General features: G+C 59.4%; 18 protein-coding genes and 1 riboswitch. Of the genes, 9 read left to right on the forward strand and 9 right to left on the reverse strand.

Features of this window, described 5'->3' with window-relative positions; genetic code table 11:
• Positions 1–27: 27 nt before the first annotated feature.
• A complete protein-coding gene (locus ACLQ8T_RS00065) occupies positions 28–267 on the reverse strand; it encodes a hypothetical protein (RefSeq protein ID WP_413456432.1) in 240 nt (79 codons plus the stop codon).
• On the opposite strand from ACLQ8T_RS00065, the gene ACLQ8T_RS00070 reads away from it, so the two are divergent.
• Both ACLQ8T_RS00070 and ACLQ8T_RS00075 read left to right on the forward strand, forming a co-directional pair.
• Positions 224–1,003 (forward strand): bile acid:sodium symporter family protein, encoded by a 780-nt coding sequence (locus tag ACLQ8T_RS00070; RefSeq protein WP_413455317.1) that lies wholly within the window; start codon positions 224–226, stop codon positions 1,001–1,003. The two genes, ACLQ8T_RS00065 and ACLQ8T_RS00070, sit on opposite strands and share 44 nt — an antisense overlap.
• A gap of 130 nt (positions 1,004–1,133) precedes the next feature.
• Complete coding sequence (locus tag ACLQ8T_RS00075) at positions 1,134–2,003, forward strand: DMT family transporter (protein WP_204723184.1); 870 nt, start codon at positions 1,134–1,136, stop codon at positions 2,001–2,003.
• 6 nt (positions 2,004–2,009) lie between these two features.
• On the opposite strand, the gene ACLQ8T_RS00080 is transcribed toward ACLQ8T_RS00075, so the two are convergent.
• Entirely contained in the window at positions 2,010–2,216 is a 207-nt protein-coding gene (locus ACLQ8T_RS00080; RefSeq protein ID WP_128470857.1) for a hypothetical protein, read from the reverse strand.
• A 170-nt stretch (positions 2,217–2,386) separates the two neighbouring features.
• Between ACLQ8T_RS00080 and ACLQ8T_RS00085 the strand changes: the two genes are divergently transcribed.
• Together ACLQ8T_RS00085 and ACLQ8T_RS00090 are read left to right on the forward strand one after the other, a co-directional pair.
• Positions 2,387–2,932: a peptidylprolyl isomerase gene (locus ACLQ8T_RS00085; protein ID WP_413455318.1), complete on the forward strand. Its 546-nt coding sequence runs from the start codon at positions 2,387–2,389 to the stop codon at positions 2,930–2,932.
• A 247-nt stretch (positions 2,933–3,179) separates the two neighbouring features.
• The gene (locus tag ACLQ8T_RS00090) at positions 3,180–3,890 is read left to right on the forward strand and encodes a rhomboid family intramembrane serine protease (protein ID WP_052253938.1); all 711 of its coding nucleotides are present in this window, start codon (positions 3,180–3,182) and stop codon (positions 3,888–3,890) included.
• Between the two features lie 481 nt (positions 3,891–4,371).
• Here the strand turns inward: ACLQ8T_RS00090 and ACLQ8T_RS00095 are convergent, their stop codons facing one another.
• Positions 4,372–4,989, reverse strand: coding sequence for a LysE/ArgO family amino acid transporter (locus ACLQ8T_RS00095; RefSeq protein ID WP_413455319.1), 618 nt, complete (start codon positions 4,987–4,989; stop codon positions 4,372–4,374).
• 82 nt (positions 4,990–5,071) lie between these two features.
• Between ACLQ8T_RS00095 and ACLQ8T_RS00100 the strand changes: the two genes are divergently transcribed.
• Both ACLQ8T_RS00100 and ACLQ8T_RS00105 read left to right on the forward strand, forming a co-directional pair.
• Positions 5,072–5,944, forward strand: coding sequence for an ArgP/LysG family DNA-binding transcriptional regulator (locus ACLQ8T_RS00100; RefSeq protein WP_413455320.1), 873 nt, complete (start codon positions 5,072–5,074; stop codon positions 5,942–5,944).
• Positions 5,945–5,947: 3 nt separating this feature from the next.
• Positions 5,948–6,015: riboswitch (guanidine-III (ykkC-III) riboswitch) on the forward strand.
• A gap of 11 nt (positions 6,016–6,026) precedes the next feature.
• Positions 6,027–6,344 (forward strand): DMT family transporter, encoded by a 318-nt coding sequence (locus tag ACLQ8T_RS00105; RefSeq protein WP_413455321.1) that lies wholly within the window; start codon positions 6,027–6,029, stop codon positions 6,342–6,344.
• A gap of 62 nt (positions 6,345–6,406) precedes the next feature.
• Here the strand turns inward: ACLQ8T_RS00105 and ACLQ8T_RS00110 are convergent, their stop codons facing one another.
• The gene (locus ACLQ8T_RS00110; RefSeq protein WP_038992721.1) at positions 6,407–6,664 is read right to left on the reverse strand and encodes a cell division protein CrgA; all 258 of its coding nucleotides are present in this window, start codon (positions 6,662–6,664) and stop codon (positions 6,407–6,409) included.
• 255 nt (positions 6,665–6,919) lie between these two features.
• Between ACLQ8T_RS00110 and ACLQ8T_RS00115 the strand changes: the two genes are divergently transcribed.
• The 3 genes from ACLQ8T_RS00115 to ACLQ8T_RS00125 are packed head-to-tail and all read left to right on the forward strand — an operon-like array spanning position 6,920 to position 8,483.
• Entirely contained in the window at positions 6,920–7,663 is a 744-nt protein-coding gene (locus tag ACLQ8T_RS00115) for a class E sortase (protein WP_413455322.1), read from the forward strand.
• Positions 7,664–7,671: 8 nt separating this feature from the next.
• Positions 7,672–7,842: a hypothetical protein gene (locus ACLQ8T_RS00120; RefSeq protein WP_038992718.1), complete on the forward strand. Its 171-nt coding sequence runs from the start codon at positions 7,672–7,674 to the stop codon at positions 7,840–7,842.
• On the forward strand, positions 7,839–8,483 hold the full coding sequence (locus tag ACLQ8T_RS00125; RefSeq protein WP_413455323.1) for an anthranilate synthase component II: 645 nt from the start codon (positions 7,839–7,841) through the stop codon (positions 8,481–8,483). Before ACLQ8T_RS00120 ends, ACLQ8T_RS00125 begins: the two co-directional genes overlap by 4 nt.
• A gap of 17 nt (positions 8,484–8,500) precedes the next feature.
• Here the strand turns inward: ACLQ8T_RS00125 and pknB are convergent, their stop codons facing one another.
• Genes pknB through ACLQ8T_RS00150 form a run of 5 tightly spaced genes read right to left on the reverse strand, consistent with a single transcriptional unit; the run spans position 8,501 to position 16,461 of the window.
• The gene (gene pknB, locus ACLQ8T_RS00130) at positions 8,501–10,411 is read right to left on the reverse strand and encodes a Stk1 family PASTA domain-containing Ser/Thr kinase (RefSeq protein WP_413455324.1); all 1,911 of its coding nucleotides are present in this window, start codon (positions 10,409–10,411) and stop codon (positions 8,501–8,503) included.
• Positions 10,408–12,216, reverse strand: a complete 1,809-nt coding sequence (locus tag ACLQ8T_RS00135; protein WP_413455325.1) for a protein kinase domain-containing protein — start codon at positions 12,214–12,216, stop codon at positions 10,408–10,410. Before ACLQ8T_RS00135 ends, pknB begins: the two co-directional genes overlap by 4 nt.
• The gene (locus tag ACLQ8T_RS00140) at positions 12,213–13,676 is read right to left on the reverse strand and encodes a peptidoglycan D,D-transpeptidase FtsI family protein (RefSeq protein WP_413455326.1); all 1,464 of its coding nucleotides are present in this window, start codon (positions 13,674–13,676) and stop codon (positions 12,213–12,215) included. Before ACLQ8T_RS00140 ends, ACLQ8T_RS00135 begins: the two co-directional genes overlap by 4 nt.
• On the reverse strand, positions 13,673–15,070 hold the full coding sequence (locus ACLQ8T_RS00145; RefSeq protein WP_204719798.1) for an FtsW/RodA/SpoVE family cell cycle protein: 1,398 nt from the start codon (positions 15,068–15,070) through the stop codon (positions 13,673–13,675). Before ACLQ8T_RS00145 ends, ACLQ8T_RS00140 begins: the two co-directional genes overlap by 4 nt.
• Positions 15,067–16,461: a PP2C family protein-serine/threonine phosphatase gene (locus ACLQ8T_RS00150; protein ID WP_413455327.1), complete on the reverse strand. Its 1,395-nt coding sequence runs from the start codon at positions 16,459–16,461 to the stop codon at positions 15,067–15,069. Before ACLQ8T_RS00150 ends, ACLQ8T_RS00145 begins: the two co-directional genes overlap by 4 nt.

Genomic DNA, 16,461 nt, shown 5'->3' on the forward strand with positions numbered 1-16,461 from the left:
GGCGGCACCTCATTAGTGGCAGACTACCTAGGTGCCAAATGAAAAGCCCAGCCCTTTCACCGTCGAGGCGAACGCCAAAGAAACCGAAAGAAACTCCCGCATTGCGGTACTGCTCTTCCCTGTGCTGATATTGCTCGGCGGATTATGCGGAATGCTCATTCCCCAAGCGTTCTTGGGTCTTTCCAGTTGGATCAATCCGTTGCTGATGGTGATCATGTTCTGCATGGGGCTGACCTTGACCATGCCGGATTTCGCGTTGGTGTTCAAGAATCCCTTGCCGGTACTGGGCGGTGTCGCAGCGCAGTTCATCATCATGCCTTCGATGGGCTGGCTGGTAGCCACGATGCTGCAACTTGAACCGGCATTGGCAGCCGGCTTGATTCTGGTTGGCTGCGCGCCCGGAGGCACGGCTTCCAACGTGGTTTCGTACTTGGCTCGCGGCAATGTTGCTCTGTCCGTCGCCATGACTTCGGTGTCGACTTTGCTCGCACCTTTGCTGACTCCAGCGCTGGCCTTGTGGCTCGCTGGCCAGTACATGCCGGTCGATGCGGGATCCATGGCAATCAGTGTTGTCCAGATCGTCTTGATTCCGGTGGTGCTGGGCATCTTCCTGCGCATGCTGTTCAATCGGTTCGTGGACAAGATCAGCGGTGCGCTGCCATGGCTGTCGGTGCTGGCCATTACATTCGTGGTGACGGTCATCGTCGCGGGCAGCGCGCAGACAATCGTGACGGCCGGGCTGCTCGTCTTGGTGGCGGTAGTCTTGCACAACGCACTGGGCCTGGCATTGGGATATGCCATCGGCATCCTCCTGCGGGTTCCCGAGGATTCCCGGCGCACGATTGCCATCGAAGTCGGCATGCAGAACTCGGGTCTTGCCGGAGGGCTGGCGAAGCAATACTTCTCGCCGGAGGCGGCGCTGCCGGGTGCCGTATTCTCTGTTTGGCATAACTTGTCCGGCGCATTGATCGCTGCATACTGGCGGAGAAAATCGGTAAAATAGACAGAAAACATGGCGTTTTGCAGTGAATATGCCAAATTGTGCATATTTTGGCTCTTCCAAGGAATCGCCGGTTTCGCCGGCTTCGGCATACGAATGAAGCCCCTGCGTTCGGAAACTGTAATCTGGGTTGGTGACCATCTTGCTTGCCCTGGTCGGAATCCTCGGTATTTCCGCATCCGGCCCCATAATCGCCGCCTTCCCGGGTGTCCCGGTTCTCTCCATGGCCTTCTGGCGCAATGGCGCTGCCGCGGCTGTGCTCAGCGCACCGGCGCTGCGCAAAAATTCAAAAGCCTATCTGCAGATGACCGGGCGGGAATGGTTCTTCACCGGGATTGCCGGCGTGGCTCTTGCATTGCATTTCGTATGCTTCATGTATTCGATGCGGCTGACCAGTGTGGCTGCCGGTACGGCGCTGGTGTGCATCCAAGGTGTCTGGATCGCGATTTACCAGGTTCTGCGCGGCACCAAATACCGGACCCAGGTTTTCCTTGGCATGGGCGTTGCGCTGCTTGGTGCCATCATCATCACGGGTTTCGATATGGGACTGGGGCGGGACGCCATCATTGGCGATCTGCTGGCCTTGGCCGGCGGCATCTTGGCCGCGGTGTACACGCTGGCCGGATCGGTGGCACGAAGGACCTTGGGAACTGCAACATATGCCTCGAGCTGCTATGCGTTTACCGCCGTCGTGCTATTGATCCTGTGCCTCGTGACTGGGACCCCTATCTGGGGTTTTGACGCCCGAGGATGGATAGGGATCATTCTGCTGACGCTTTGCGCCCAGATCTTCGGCCATACCGCCATGAATCACTTGCTCAGCGTGCTCGGTCCGCTGACGGTTTCGACGCTGATTCTGCTTGAGATCCCCGGAGCAGCAATTCTGGCGGCATTGTTCTTAGGCCAGGTAGTTTCTATCGCTACCTACGCCGGGTTGGCGGTGATACTCGTAGGGCTTGCCCTCGTGATCCGAGGGCAAGCCCAACCAAAAATTGAAGCCTAGCCAGGACTACTTGTCATCTTCGAGGATTTCGCGGATTTCTTCCACGCTTGCTTCCCTTGATTCAGCAGGCTGGTGCGGCTGTGCAGGAAGCGGCTCGTTTTCCCATGGATCCTCAATAGGCTTCGAGGCTTTCCACACGGCAACCAGCACCGCGACAAGTCCCGCAATCAAGCCAACGGCTAGTACTTTTCCTGCTTTGCTCTTCTTGCTCATGCATTGCTCCCGATCCGAAAAATTCACACTAACCGACAGTTCAAGACTAGGCAGTTCCATGCCAAGTAGCCAGCATAGGCGGACCAGCAGCCTGAAAGTCATCCAAATTTTCACTCAACGCGTACGTCAGTATTTAGCGGGTCGAGCATAGATCATGGAAGAATGAGGGCATGACCGCAAACGCAACTCATAAAGCCACGATTCACACTACTTTGGGCGATATCGTTGTCGAGCTCTTCGGCAACCACGCACCGAAGACCGTAAAGAACTTCGTTGGCCTGTCGACCGGTGAGCAGGAGTGGGTACACCCAGAATCCGGTGACAAGAAGTCCAACACCCCGCTGTACAGCGGAACCATCTTCCACCGCATTATTTCCGATTTCATGATTCAGGGTGGCGACCCACTGGGCCAGGGCTTCGGCGGCCCAGGCTACCAGTTCGATGATGAGATCCACCCAGAACTGAACTTCAACGAGCCTTACAAGCTGGCTATGGCCAATGCGGGTATCCGCATGGGTCGTGGAACCAACGGTTCGCAGTTCTTCATCACCACCGTTCCTACCACCTGGCTGCAGGGCAAGCACACCATCTTCGGTGAAGTTGTCGATGCAGATTCCCGCAAGGTCGTTGACGCATTGAACGCCGTTGCTACCGATGGCCGTGACAAGCCACTGCAAGACGTCGTCATCAACTCGGTCGACATCGAGACCCTGTAACAGCACAGGCGCACCACCGCGAGGCTCCGGCGATTCCTAGCAGGCATTGCCGGGGCCTCGGGCATTTAATCCTTACTCCCCCAACGCAAGGCAGGTACCGATGTCCTTCGGACAGGTTTCCCCAGAGGGCCAAGCTGCTCCTACGTGCTTTCGGCATCCGCAGACGGTGTCCTATGTTTCGTGCAACCGCTGTGGGCGCCCGATCTGCCCGCAGTGCCAAGTCTCTGCACCCGTGGGTGTGCACTGCGTGGACTGCGTAGCGCAAGCCAATAAGAACCTGCCACAGCAGAAAACCCAGTTCGGTGGCCGGGCCCGCTCCGGCGCCCCTGTTGTCACGTACACGTTCATCGGCCTGAACGTGCTGGTGTATCTGCTGCAGTGGATCATCCCCGGATTCACTAATCAGCTTGTACTCGCCCCCGCTCTGGCTGCCTATGAGCCATGGCGCCTGATAACCAGCGCCTTTGCCCACTCCACGAGTTCCTTCCTGCACCTGGCCATGAACATGTACGGTGTCTACATCTTCGGGACCATGCTCGAGCCGCGAATGGGACGGCTGCGCTTCACCTGGCTATACCTGCTCAGTGCCTTTGGCGGCTCACTGGGAGTTCTCCTGCTGAGCGATCCGCTCAGCGCCACGCTCGGAGCTTCAGGCGCATTGGCGGGACTATTCCTCGCGACTTTCGTCGTGTTCCGCTCCAATAAGCAGGCACTTCGCTCCATGGGAATCATCCTTGCCTTGAATGTGGCTCTGGGCTTCGTGATTTCCGGTATCTCGTGGCAGGGACACCTGGGCGGCGCGATTTTGGGTATTCTCGGAGCCTGCTGCATCGTGCTTATCCCGAGAAGTAATCCACAACGTGCGCGAACGCAGATACTTTTGCTCACTGCCCTATCGATTGCGTTGCTAGCCGCGGTCTACATTTCCACCGAAGCCGTGAAGTGGCCCTTGGGGTAATTCGAAAAAACGACGAACCGTTTATCCACACTGCTTATCCACACTGTTAATAACTTACAAGCGTGTAACTCTCTGTGCATAAAGGTTATTAACACCCCTGCTCCCCCTTGGAATCAAGGGTATTCGACTTCAAGCACGCAATACTCACAGCTTTGTCCCCAACTGTGGATAACTTTTAAACACCCCTGTAGATAGTGCATATACGAACCCCAAGTCTGTTAATTACTTTGGGTTCGAAAGTTTAAACGAATCTGGCAAATCGCGGCGCAAATGGCGAACCCAAGCCTTATCCACAATAGAAATCCACAGTGTTAATAACTTACAAGCATGTGATTTCAAGCCTTGAAAGCGCACTTGACTTGGTAGCTTTGAAGAAATCCACTCAATATCCCCCACTTGTCCCCATTTGTGGATAACTTTGTGAACAACTGTTCATTAAAGTTATGCACAAAGACTGTGGATAAACGTTCTAGCCTGTGGATTACTTGGTGAAGACTGGAAGGATCAGCATGCTCGCGAAGATGAGCATGACGAAACCGATGGATATATCCAGTACTTGCCACGCTTTCGGCTTTGCGAAGAGCGGGGCCAAGAACCGCGCGCCATAGGCGAGTGCGAAGAACCAGGTGAAGCTGGCAAGGATGGCACCAATGGCGAAGTTAGGTGCGCCCGCGGCTTGGGAAGTGGCCATTGACCCCAGAAGCAGAACCGTATCGATATACACATGCGGGTTCAGCCAGGTGAGGGCCAAAGTCGTCCCGACGATTGAAGCGACCGATGTTGCGACAGGCAGTGCAGAGACCTTTAGCGCTTCGGGCTTCAACGCCCGACGGAAAGCAAAAATCGCGTAGCCTGCCAAGAAGATGAAACCGCCAATTCGCGCAATCATCAATAGCCAAGGCGCTCGCTCGACCAGTGCTCCCATGCCACTGGCGCCGGCGGCAATCAGCATTGCGTCTGACAACGAGCACACCAGCGCGGTAACGAAAACATGTTCTTTCCTGATTCCTTGGCGCAAGACGAAAGCGTTTTGCGCACCAATGGCGATGATGAGGGACAAGCCTGTGGTGAAGCCAAAGAACAAGGATCCAGAGAACATGTAAAAACTGTAGGTGAATCCTTAAACTGCGTCTAACTTAAGTTCCTGAATCTACATTAGAGTCCCTAATGTGAATACGGATATGGAACAGCTTGAAACCCTGCTAGCAGTTGTGGATGCGGGAAGTTTCGATGATGCCTCAATTGATCTGGGAATTACGGCCTCGGCGGTCAGTCAGCGCATCAAAGCGCTGGAGAATCGTTTGGGGGCAATTCTGCTAGTTCGCAGTCGACCGGTTGCTACCACCGAGCAAGGAACCAAAGTACTGCGCTATGCGCGTCAGATGTCCTTGCTCAGTGCAGAGTTCTCAAACGAGATTGCCTCGGAGAATCCAGTCCAGGTCGCGATCGGAGTCAACGCGGATTCGCTTTCCACATGGTTCGGTTCGGTATTCTCGGAGCTCGCCAAATTTGAGGATCTTTCCTGCGAAATCGTGCGAACCGACGAAAACAGGGGACTGGAGCTGCTTCGTACAGGCCGTGTCAGTGCAGTGGTCACGAATTCTGAAGAGAACATCCAAGGATGCATCAGCCAGAAGCTGGGGGCAATGCGCTACCGCGCGGCAGCGAAAGCTACGGTGGCCCAACACCAAGTACCCACCGGGAGCGCGGATGAACTGATTCGCACCCCTATGGTGGTCTTTGATCGCGAGGATCTTTTGCAGCACCTCATGCTCGAGCGGGCTGCCGGAGCCAAGGCGCGCCCGGCGGGACAGGTCCACCATGTACCGGACTCTGTGCAATTTGTTGCGGCCATCGAAGCAGGGATGGGATGGGGTATGGTGCCGGAGCCGCAACTGCAGAAAGCCAAAGGGCTGCAGGTGCTCAACGAGCAATGGTTTATCGATGTGCCACTGTATTTTCAGCGCTGGGCGGTGGACTCGAAGATCCTCAGGCGGATAGGTGGCATATTGGTCACAGCCGCAAGACAGCATGACCTGCATTTGCTAGCCTGAGGTGGTCACCAGCAATAACTGCTTGGACCCGGACGAGGGAGCCGTACCCGGAACGCGACAAGACGGCCAGAAAGTATCTGGCATGCATTGGATAGTTTTGATCGTCTCTGGACTGTTTGAAGCCGTATGGGCCGTCGCTCTTGGCATGAGTGAGAGTTTCTCGAAACTCGTTCCGACCGTTATCTTCTTCGTTGGTCTGGTTATCTCCATGGGCGGACTGGCTTACGCGATGAAAGAGATTCCCGTGGGCACCGCGTACGCCGTTTGGGTAGGCATCGGCGCCTCTCTTGCCGTCATCTACTCGATGGCCACCGGGCAGGAAGCCTTCAGCGTACTGAAGATGGTCTTCATTCTCGGCCTCGTCGGCTGCATCATCGGATTGAAAGCCGTCAGCCACTAATATCAACGACCGCCATTAAACAGCTTCGCCGGTCCCTTTCTTCAAGGGGACCGGCGATAGGCCTATTTCCAGCCTGTTGTCATGAAGAATCCGACCATGGCGATTCCGAAGCCGACGACGATGTTCCATCCGCCGATATTCGGAATCGGGTACAGGGTCTGCGAAACGTAATAAACGATGATCCACAGCAGGCCCAGAAGCATCAGTCCGAACATGACTGGCTTGTACCAGCCCGGCATCGGCTTATCGATGGCATGGGAGTTCTGTCGCGTCTCCTGCGGCTGTGAATTCTTCTTGCGTCGTGGCTTTGACTCCGGCACTCGAATGCTCCCTCGGCTTCATCTGCTTAATAGTAGTAAATGTGGGTGACCTTCAGGTCTTCCCGGTAGGCTTGGGTGCAAGAATGCTGAGAACTGCTTAGTGCATTCCTACGTAGCTTCAATACTAGCCGTTACGCGCTGGAACTCTGGGTTTTGGCCAGCATCGGCCCACGTTAGTTGACCTGATTCGCGCATTTCTTTTGCCTAAGGAGCCAGACCGCCGTGAACCGAACCGCCACAGCGCAGGGTCGACGCATGCAGCGTCGACAACCGTCGGCAGGGAACCGTATCGCCGGGTTCTTTGGTGAGCTGCTGATTACCCTTGGCATCCTGCTGATGCTCTACGTGGTGTGGGAACTGTGGTGGACGAACATCGACTCGGCACAGGCCCAGAAGGAAGTCACCGCAAATCTCGTGCAGGAACTCGGCGACGTGAAGGTGCCGGAAATCAATGAGGAAGCAGAAGAGGAGAAGGACTACGGTCCGGCTCCGGTCACGGAATTGGTTCCCGGAGAAACCTTCGGCATCATGTACTTCCCGCGCTTCGGCGCTAACGGTTCGCACCACCCGGTGACCTACGGTGTGGAAGACTACGTGCTCGACAACCTCGGCATCGGGCATTATCCGACCACGCAGCAGCCGGGGGAGCTGGGCAACTTCGCTGTCGCGGCCCACCGCCAGACCCATGGCCAGGTCTTCTGGGACATCGACAAGCTGCAGGATGGCGACAAGATCTATCTGCAGACCGCCGAAGGATATTACACCTATACCTGGTACGCCACCGAGATTGTGGCTCCCTCCAACGGAGGTGTCCTGTTGCCCACCCCGCACCAGTGGGGAGTGGAGCCAACGAAGTCGATCCTGACCATGACCACCTGCCATCCGAAGTACTCGACCCGGCAACGCATGATCGCTTACTCGGAACTCACCGACTGGCGCCCCCTGGACGCGGGACCGCCGAAGGAAATCCGCGACATGGTCATTGACGCAACGAGCTAGGAGAAGAAATGTACGCCTGGATATTCAGAAACCTGCCCGGCCCTTTGTGGCTTCGTATTCTTGAAGCATTGATTCTCATTGCCGCGATCGTGCTATTACTGATGATGTACGTTTTCCCATGGCTGAACCAGTACATCAGCCCATTTACCGATTCAACGATTGGCCAGAGCACACCGTGAGTAGCACCAAGATCCTTGTGATCGACAATTACGACAGCTTTGTGTACACCCTCGTAGGCTACTTGCAGGAGCTGGGCGCGGAAACCGCCGTTTACCGCAACGACGATCTGAGCGTTGAGGAAGCGACCAAGCTGGCCGCAGACTACCACGGCGTGCTGATTTCCCCAGGGCCCGGAGAGCCTGCAGGAGCTGGCGTCAGCATCGATCTGATCAAGTGGTGCGGAGCGCAGCGCAAGCCGATGCTCGGCGTCTGCCTCGGGCACCAGGCGCTCGCCGAGGCCTATGGCGGAACGGTCACGCACGCGGAAGAGCTGATGCATGGGAAGACCTCGCTGGTCAACCACGAGAACCACCCGGTCTTCAACCAGGTAGCCAACCCGTTCACCGCAACGCGCTACCATTCCTTGGCAGCGGTACGCGAGAGCATCCCGGCTGAGCTGGAGATCATTGCGGCGACCTCCGGTGGAGTCATCATGGGCTTGGCGCACCGCGAAGCGCCGCTGTGGGGCCTGCAGTACCATCCGGAGTCGGTGCTGACCGAACAGGGTTACCAGATGCTGGGCAACTGGCTGGAGTTCGTAGGACTGAAGGGCGCGGCCGAGAAGGCTGCTGCCCTGAGCCCGCTATTCAGCGGAGAATAACTGGCTGACGGCTAGTCTCAGTCATTGTCCCGTGGTGGTCCGGTCCGGTCTGGCCGGCCATTCCCGTTGGGAGGAGCCGGGGCATCGCTGGTTGGCGAAGCATCCTCGGTTGGATCATCGGATTCGGATGGATCCGATGATTCGGACTCGCTAGACGATGGTTCTTCGGAAGGCTCGGGCGCTGGCGGTGCCTTGGCCACGGAAATCTTCACCAGGCTTCCCTGTGGCACGTCCTCGGAGGCTTCGGGGGACTGCTTGAACAGTGTTCCTTCGGCGTAGTCATCGGTTTCCACCTCAACGAACTGGACTTCCAGCCCGACATCATCTGCCGAGAGCTTTTCTTCAGCTTCCTCGCGGCTCATCTCGGTCACCACCGGAACAGTCACCATGCCGGTAGACAGGATCAAATCGACTTCGCTGCCGGCCTTCACCATGGACCCCAGCTCAGGGCTGGTGCCGATGACCCAGTCGGTGGGTACCGTTGCAGAGTTCTCCCGGCTGACTTCGCCAACTTCCAGGCCTGCTTCGCGCAGGGCATCGCGGGCAGCGGTCTCGGACTGGTTCGCCAGATCCTCGGGAATCGTGCGCTGCTCTGAGCCGTCGGAGATGTACAGGGCGACCGTGGACTCCTTGGCGACCATGGATCCTGCTTCCGGATCGGTACGGGTCGCCTTGCCCTGCTCTACGTCATCGCTGAATTCGCGCTCTACACGCACCTGGAAGGTGTTATCGCGCAGCAATTGCCTTGCGTCGTCCTCGGGCATTTCAAGGACCTCGGGTACTGCGATCGGGGCACGCTTTTCAGCTTCCGCCTGGATCGAGCGGATCACCAGGAAGCTGGCGATGCCCACGGCAATCAGGGCGATGACGGTCAGCAAGATGATCAGGCCGCGGTTGGACTTGTGCCGTGCAGGCGGCTCAGGTGCCTCGTCTTCCACGAAGACCGGGTGCTGGCTCGTTCGTGGCGCAGACTGCGCGATGAAGCCGGTTTCAGCCTCATGGTGGGTGCCGTAAATCGGCAAGGTGTAGGTGGATGGCTCCGGCTCGTCATCATGGAATTCGATGCCGTTCAGCGCATCCTCCAACGCCGAGGCGAAAGCTCCGGCGCTCTGGAACCGGTCGTCGCGTTCCTTGGAGAGGACCTTGGCGACGATTGGGTCGAAGATCGGGTCGACGCCGTGCTTGACCTCGCTTGGCGCCGAGGGAATCTCGCCAACGTGCTGGTAGGCGACCGACACCGGCGAATCGCCGGTAAATGGAGGCTGGTGGGTCACCAGCTCGTAGAACAGGCAGCCAACCGAGTAGATGTCCGAACGGAAATCGACCTGTTCGCCGCGGGCCTGCTCGGGCGAGAAATACTGGGCTGTCCCCACTACGGCAGCGGTCTGCGTCATGGTTGCCGACGTATCCAAGGCACGGGCAATGCCGAAATCCATCAGCTTCACGTGGCCGGAATCGGTCACCATTACATTGGCCGGCTTGATATCGCGGTGGACGACGTTGTTGTTGTGCGAATGATCCAGGGCATCGCAAACGCCGCGGGTGATGTGCACAGCCACGGAGCCATCGACATCTCCCGCAGCGATCAACTGCTTCAGGGTACGTCCGGTCACGTATTCCATCACCATGAATGGCAGGCGTTCACGGTTGTACTCGGTGGCCGGTAGCTCGCCGGTGTCGTACACGGCAACGATATTCGGGTGGCTCAGGCCAGCGACGGCCTTGGCCTCACGGCGGAATCTATTGACCACCATGGGGTTGCCGGCGGTATCCGGGCGCAGCACCTTGACCGCCACCTTGCGCGACAGCACGTGGTCGGTGGCGAGATACACATCCGCCATGCCGCCACGGCCAATCAGCGATTCGATCTCATAGCGGTCGTTGATCATTCGCGGCAAGCCAGGAGGCAAAGCTTCGACTTCACTCATGGCGTTTCGCTTTGCTCCGGCTCTGCGGCTTCTGGGGATTCAGATGCCGACTCCGTGGCGGACCCGGTTGGCTCGGTTTTTTCTGGACCGGTGGAAATATCCATGGTGATCGTGGTGCCCGGCTCGACTTCGCTGCCGGCGGGAACGTCCTGCGCCAGCACGGTGCCGGCGACGGATGGGTCGGGGCGTTCCTCGCCCTTGGCCACGGCCAGTCCAGCGTCCTGGATGCGCTTCTGCGCGGCTTCGAAGCTCATGCCGGTCACCGATGGCACGCCAACGGTTTCAGGGGCCATGGCATAGGTCACCGAAACGGTTTCGCCTTGTGCAACACTGCCGGTAGGGTTCAGGGAAATCACTTCGCGCGGCTCGTACTCGCTGGTTTCCTGCGGGGTCGCGTCAACGACCAAGCCCTTGCCCTCGAGTTCCGCGGTCACGGTGTCGATATCCTGGCCGATCAGCGACGCCGGAACATCTACATAGGTGACGGTTTCACTCGGGGTCGGCGATGGGGAGTTGGAGGTCTCCGAGGCTTCGGTGGTTTCCTCGGTCGGCTCGGTCGATTCCTCGGTTGGAGACGAGGAATCGGACAGCTCGGTGCTCTGCGTCGGCGACGACGTCGGCTGGTTGTCATTGTCGCTGCTCATGGCAGGGATCAGCCATGCCAGCAAGGCGATCACCGCAGCCAGCGCGATGATCACGATCAGCGGGACCAGCCACGGGCTGCGCTTGGCGCCAGCCTCGCGAGCAGGATCCTGGGTATCCACGTCCTCGTCATCGAATCCGCCGGCGGCGGCGCTGGAACCGGAGAAACCGCCGGCAGTGCGGGCAGGTTCCACCACGGTGGGCATGGCATTGGTCATGGTCGGGGCGGAATCGGCCTGCGGCACCGCCTGGGTGGCATCGTCATCCATGTTGACCACTTGGGTCGCGTCGGTGGCGATACCGGTGGCCAGCATGCCGGGAACCGCCAAGGTAGCGGTATTGGTGTCGCCTGCGCGCAGCGCATCTGCGGCCTTCGCCAGTGCGGTTGCATCCTTCGGGCGTTCCGACGGGTTCTTGGCCAGCATCGACATGATCAGCTGGCGAACCGGGGCCGGGATGGTGTCGGGCAGGGCAGGGGGAGCGTCGTTGACCTGTGCCAGGGCAATGGCAATCTGCGATTCGCCGGTGAACGGACGCCGTCCTGCCAGGCACTCGTAGCCGATGACGCCCAAGGCGTAGATGTCGGAGCTGCCGGTGGCAATCTGGCCGGTGGCCTGTTCCGGAGCCAGGTACTGGGCGGTGCCCATGACCTGTCCGGTGGCGGTCAGCGGAACCTGGTCGGCAAGGCGGGCAATGCCGAAGTCGGTGATCTTGACGACGCCCGAAGGCATCACCAGGATGTTGCCCGGCTTCACATCGCGGTGCACCAGGCCGTGCTCGTGGGCTGCTGCTAGCGCGCGGGCGGTCTGCGCGATCAGCGAGAGCGTGCGGTCCACCTCGAGCTTGCGCTCTCGTTCGATGATGGTGGACAGCGGCGGGCCGGGAACGAGTTCCATCACCAGATAGGCGGATCCCTGTTCCTCGCCGTAGTCGAAGACGCCAGCGATGCCGGGGTGATTCAGCAGCGCGGTGTGGCGTGCTTCCACGCGGAAACGCGTCAGGAAGCTCTCGTTGTCGGTGTATTCCTCTTTGAGGATCTTGATCGCTACCAGACGTCCAAGGACCTGGTCTCGCGCCTTCCAAACTTCGCCCATGCCGCCGATCGCAATGCGATCGGTCAGCTTGTAACGACCGCCCAAGGTGGTGCCGGTTACTGGCCTCACTTGTTGAACACCGCCTCTAACATCGTCTTCATCAGTGCACCCGCCGTGTTGTGGCCGGTGTCGTAATCTACGTCTTGGATATTGACCGTGATGGCTACCTGCGGATCATCGGCCGGCGCGAAACCGGTCATCCAGGAGTTCACCATGCGGGGGCCGCCCTCTTCCGATGGCCGCTCCGAGGTGCCGGTCTTGGCACGGAAATCCACGCCGGGAACCCGGGCGTTCATCGCCGTGCCGCGCAGCACCGGGCCTTCCATCAGCTCGGTGAGCTGTTCGGCAACTTCCGGGGTGGTGGCCGTGGAGAACTTCTCCGGCTTCGGATCCTCAATCACCCGCAGATCCGGCGCAATGACCTTGTCGATCAGGTTCGGCTTCATGATCACGCCGTCGTTGGCGATGGCCATGGCAACCATGTTCATCTGCAGCGGCGTGGCCTTGTTGTCCCATTCACCGATGGCCATCTGCGCCATCTGGGCTTCATTCGCCTCGGCCGACGGGAACTCGCTCGGCACGACATTCTGCGGGATGTTCAGTTGCTGGCCGTAGCCGAAGCGCTCGGCCACCTCGGTGAAGGCATCCTTGCCGACGGTCTGGCTGATTTCCATGAACGGGGTGTTGCAGCTTTGCGCGAAGATGAATTCTAGCCGTGCACGGGTATCCCGCGCGCAGATGCCCTCGCTGAAGTTGCTCATCTGCTTTGTCGAATGCGGATAATTCACCGATACCGGGTTGTCGATGGGGGTGTCCATGTCGAACTTGCCGGATTCCAGCGCCGCGACGGTGCTGATGATCTTGAACGATGAGCCGGGAGTCACCGGGTTGCTGATGGCAGGATTCCGGTAGGGGCTCAGGCCATCGATGTTGCTGATTTCCTTCAGGTTCTCGGCAGCCTTGGCGGTGGAGTGCACTGCCAGCCGGTTCGTGTTATAGCTAGGCTTGGAAGCCATCGCCAGGATGTCGCCGGTCTTCGGATTGGTCACGATGATCGTGGCCTTCAGGCCCTCAGGAATCGCTTCGAAGGCTGTCTTCTGCAGCTGGCCGTCAATGGTCAGCTCAACCGAGGCGCCCTCGGAACGGGTGCCGGTGAACATGGCAGAGAGCCGGTCGAAGAGCAGATCCGAGCTCGTGCCGGTCAACCAGTCATTCAACTGCGATTCGAGCTGAGTGGTGCCGTTGGCCAGCGAATAGTAGCCAGTCAGGTGGGCGTAGGTTTCCGCGTCGTTGTACACGCGCTGGAATTCGAATTGGCCGTCATCGGTCGGTACCGATTCGGCAATCGGCTTGCCGTCAACCAGGATCGCCCCGCGGGGCAGGTCGAACTCGCGGTAGAGCTCACGCTTGTTCAGCGCATTCTCCGAGAGCGACTCGGCGTCGAAGAACTGGATATAGCTCAAACCGCCCAGGCAGATGACGAACAGGACGGTTAGCGCAACCCAAACGCGTTTGATTGCATGATTCACTTCTTCGTCACCGCCTTGGTGCTTGAGGTAAGGGTCGTGCTGGCAGATGCGAATTCATCGGTTGGTCCTACGCCGCCGGTCTTCGGGCGGCGCGAGTTGTGGGAGATCAATAACAGCAGCGAGATGATGACCCAGTTCGCCAGCAGCGAGGAGCCGCCAGCTGCCATGAATGGCGTGGCCAGGCCGGTCAGCGGGATCAGCCGGGTAACGCCGCCGATGATCACGATGCACTGCAGGCCCAGGGTGAAGGACAACCCAGCAGCCAGCAGCTTGCCGAAGGTATCGGCAGACCCCAGGGCGGCACGCAGGCCGCGGGAGATCAGCAGCATGTAGAGCAGGATGATCGCTGACAAGCCGATCAGGCCGATTTCCTCCCCGAAGGAGGCAATGATCATGTCCGAGTTGGCCAGCGGCACCCGGTATGGCGAACCAGCGCCCAGGCCGGTGCCGAACAGGCCGCCGTCGGCCATGCCGAACAGGCCCTCGACGATCTGCATGCTGCCGCCTGTGGCCTGGTAGATCTCAGGGTCGAAGGCATTGAGCCACACGTCCAGGCGGCGGGTCACGTGGCCCATGGTCAGGCCCGCGACCACGCCGCCGGCGACAACCATCAAGGCGCCAATGAGCACCCAGGAGATCCGGGCAGTGGCCACATAGATCATCACGATGAACAGGCCGAAGAAGAGGATCGCGGAGCCGAGGTCGCGTTGCACCACGAGCACGCCGATGGACAGCAGCCAGGCAATCACCATCGGAGCCATGTCGCGCAGGCGAGGCAGCTGCAGCGGCCCGAATTTGCGTCCGGCCATCAGAATCAAGTCGCGGTTCGACGAGAGATACCCGGCGAAGAAGATCGACAGGGTGATCTTCGCGAGTTCGCCTGGCTGCAAGGAGAACATTCCCATGCGGATCCAGATTCGGGCGCCGTTAATGGTCACGCCGAGCCCTGGAATCAGCGGAAGCAAGAGCAGGACAATGGATGCCAGCAGAGCGATATAGGTGAAGCGCCGCAGTATCCGGTGATCCTTGATGGCCCAGAGGACTACCGATGCAATGACGATTGCAATGGCTGTCCACAGCAGCTGGCGAGCCGACTGTGAAGTTCCTTTTGCCAAGTCAATGCGGTGAATCATGGCTAGGCCAAGGGAGTTCAACGCAATCGTGATCGGAAGTATTACCGGGTCAGCATATTTGGCGAAGATGCGCAGCAGCACGTGGACCGTGAGGGACAGCCCCGCCAGGATGCTCATCTGCACGTAGAAATCGGTATTGTTGACGTCCTCGGTGGAGCTGCCGACAAGATAGAACGCGGCACCTCCGACGCACAGGGCAAGAAGTACCAGCAGCAGCTCGAGATTGCGCCGAGGCACCGGTGCGGTTTGCACTTCGGTCATTGCATTATCTCCTGGCAGTAGGCGGGCAGTTCGAGCTGGCTGGCGGAATCCGAGGATCCGGGAACGGTGACCGGGCAGTTCTGCTTCGCGGTGACCAGAAGTTCCTGGATGATCATCTGGGCATGCTGCTGGTTCTCGGCCGAGATGGTCGATTCAACTCGCTGGCGCGAATACTCCGGCAGGGCTTCCAGCGGCACCTTGCTGACGGTGTCGACTTCGGAGAGCGAGATCGGCCCAAGTTCTTGCGGAACGCCCTTGTAGATGGCGACCTTGCCGTCGACGGCGCCCACGAAGTACTGGGTCTGGGTCCACATGTAGCCCCAGACGGCCAGTGCTACGACGAGGAAGGCCGTGAGGGTCAGCAGGATCGGCAGCAGCCAGCGGCGATGCTGCACCGGAGCTTCCAGCGGATCGAGCACCTCGCCGGCAGCCGGGGAACGGTGGGTCAACAGGGCTGCAGCGCGGCGTTCGCCGGTGTGCTGGGTAACCACCGGGATTTGGCCGGTCTGCGTTGCCAGCTGGGCTGCCCCCACCAGCAGGTGGGGGCGCTGGGAAATCTCGTGTCGAAGCAGCGATGCGCTGGCTTCGACATCTCCTTCGGCGGCGATGGTGAGCTGGCCGGTATCCGGCGCAGGCTCCGGCGCGGCCGGCGCCTCGCCGTCAAGGGCGGAGTTCTCGATGACCTCGAACATCACCACGGTGACATTATCCGGTGCGCCATTCTTCAGCGTGATGGCAACCAGGTCGTTGACCGCTTCATCTATGTCGGCGGTGGTGCGGATGATCTGCTCGATCACCGGAACCGGCACCGCGTCGGTGAGTCCGTCGGAGCACAGCATCCAGCGTTCGCCCGGTTCTGCCGTGAATTTCTCGACATCCAGCTCGGGGGAGGCGTCCGAGTCGCCGAGCACGCGCAAAAGCACATTCTTATGCGGGTGGACCTCGGCTTCGGCCGGCTTGATTCGGCCTTCGTCGACGAGCCGCTGGACAAAGGTGTGGTCCTTGCTGATCTGCTCGAACTCACCGTGCTTCAAGCGGTAGGCGCGGGAGTCGCCGATGTGCGCCATGTGCAGGGTGTCGCCCGAGAGCAGCAGGGAAGTGACGGTCGTGCCCATGCCCGACAGCTTCGGATTGGCGCCGACGAGTTCATTGAGCACCAGATTGGCGGCCTGGATTTCGTCCGGCAACGCATTCTGCGGATCCGCGGTGGCTTCGTGGTCCAGATGCACCAGATCGAGCACGGTAGAGGCCGAAGCGACATCGCCGCCGACGTGTCCGCCCATGCCGTCGGCAAGGACCGCCAGGTACTCGCCGGCGTAGGCCGAGTCGTCATTCTTCTTGCGCACCCGGCCAACATCGGATTTCGCGGCAAATTTGAGTTTGAGGGCCAT

Source organism: Glutamicibacter sp. FR1, assembly GCF_047300825.1.
GTDB lineage: Bacteria > Actinomycetota > Actinomycetes > Actinomycetales > Micrococcaceae > Glutamicibacter > Glutamicibacter nicotianae.

Coding starts and splice junctions, on each gene's coding strand:
- ACLQ8T_RS00080 (WP_128470857.1), bottom strand. CDS start 2,216: ATGAGCAAGAAGAGCAAAGCAGGAAAAGTACTAGCCGTTGGCTTGATT.
- pknB (WP_413455324.1), bottom strand. CDS start 10,411: ATGAGTGAAGTCGAAGCTTTGCCTCCTGGCTTGCCGCGAATGATCAAC.
- ACLQ8T_RS00095 (WP_413455319.1), bottom strand. CDS start 4,989: ATGTTCTCTGGATCCTTGTTCTTTGGCTTCACCACAGGCTTGTCCCTC.
- ACLQ8T_RS00105 (WP_413455321.1), top strand. CDS start 6,027: ATGCATTGGATAGTTTTGATCGTCTCTGGACTGTTTGAAGCCGTATGG.
- ACLQ8T_RS00100 (WP_413455320.1), top strand. CDS start 5,072: ATGGAACAGCTTGAAACCCTGCTAGCAGTTGTGGATGCGGGAAGTTTC.
- ACLQ8T_RS00070 (WP_413455317.1), top strand. CDS start 224: ATGGGGCTGACCTTGACCATGCCGGATTTCGCGTTGGTGTTCAAGAAT.
- ACLQ8T_RS00115 (WP_413455322.1), top strand. CDS start 6,920: ATGCAGCGTCGACAACCGTCGGCAGGGAACCGTATCGCCGGGTTCTTT.
- ACLQ8T_RS00085 (WP_413455318.1), top strand. CDS start 2,387: ATGACCGCAAACGCAACTCATAAAGCCACGATTCACACTACTTTGGGC.
- ACLQ8T_RS00150 (WP_413455327.1), bottom strand. CDS start 16,461: ATGGCCCTCAAACTCAAATTTGCCGCGAAATCCGATGTTGGCCGGGTG.
- ACLQ8T_RS00120 (WP_038992718.1), top strand. CDS start 7,672: ATGTACGCCTGGATATTCAGAAACCTGCCCGGCCCTTTGTGGCTTCGT.
- ACLQ8T_RS00145 (WP_204719798.1), bottom strand. CDS start 15,070: ATGACCGAAGTGCAAACCGCACCGGTGCCTCGGCGCAATCTCGAGCTG.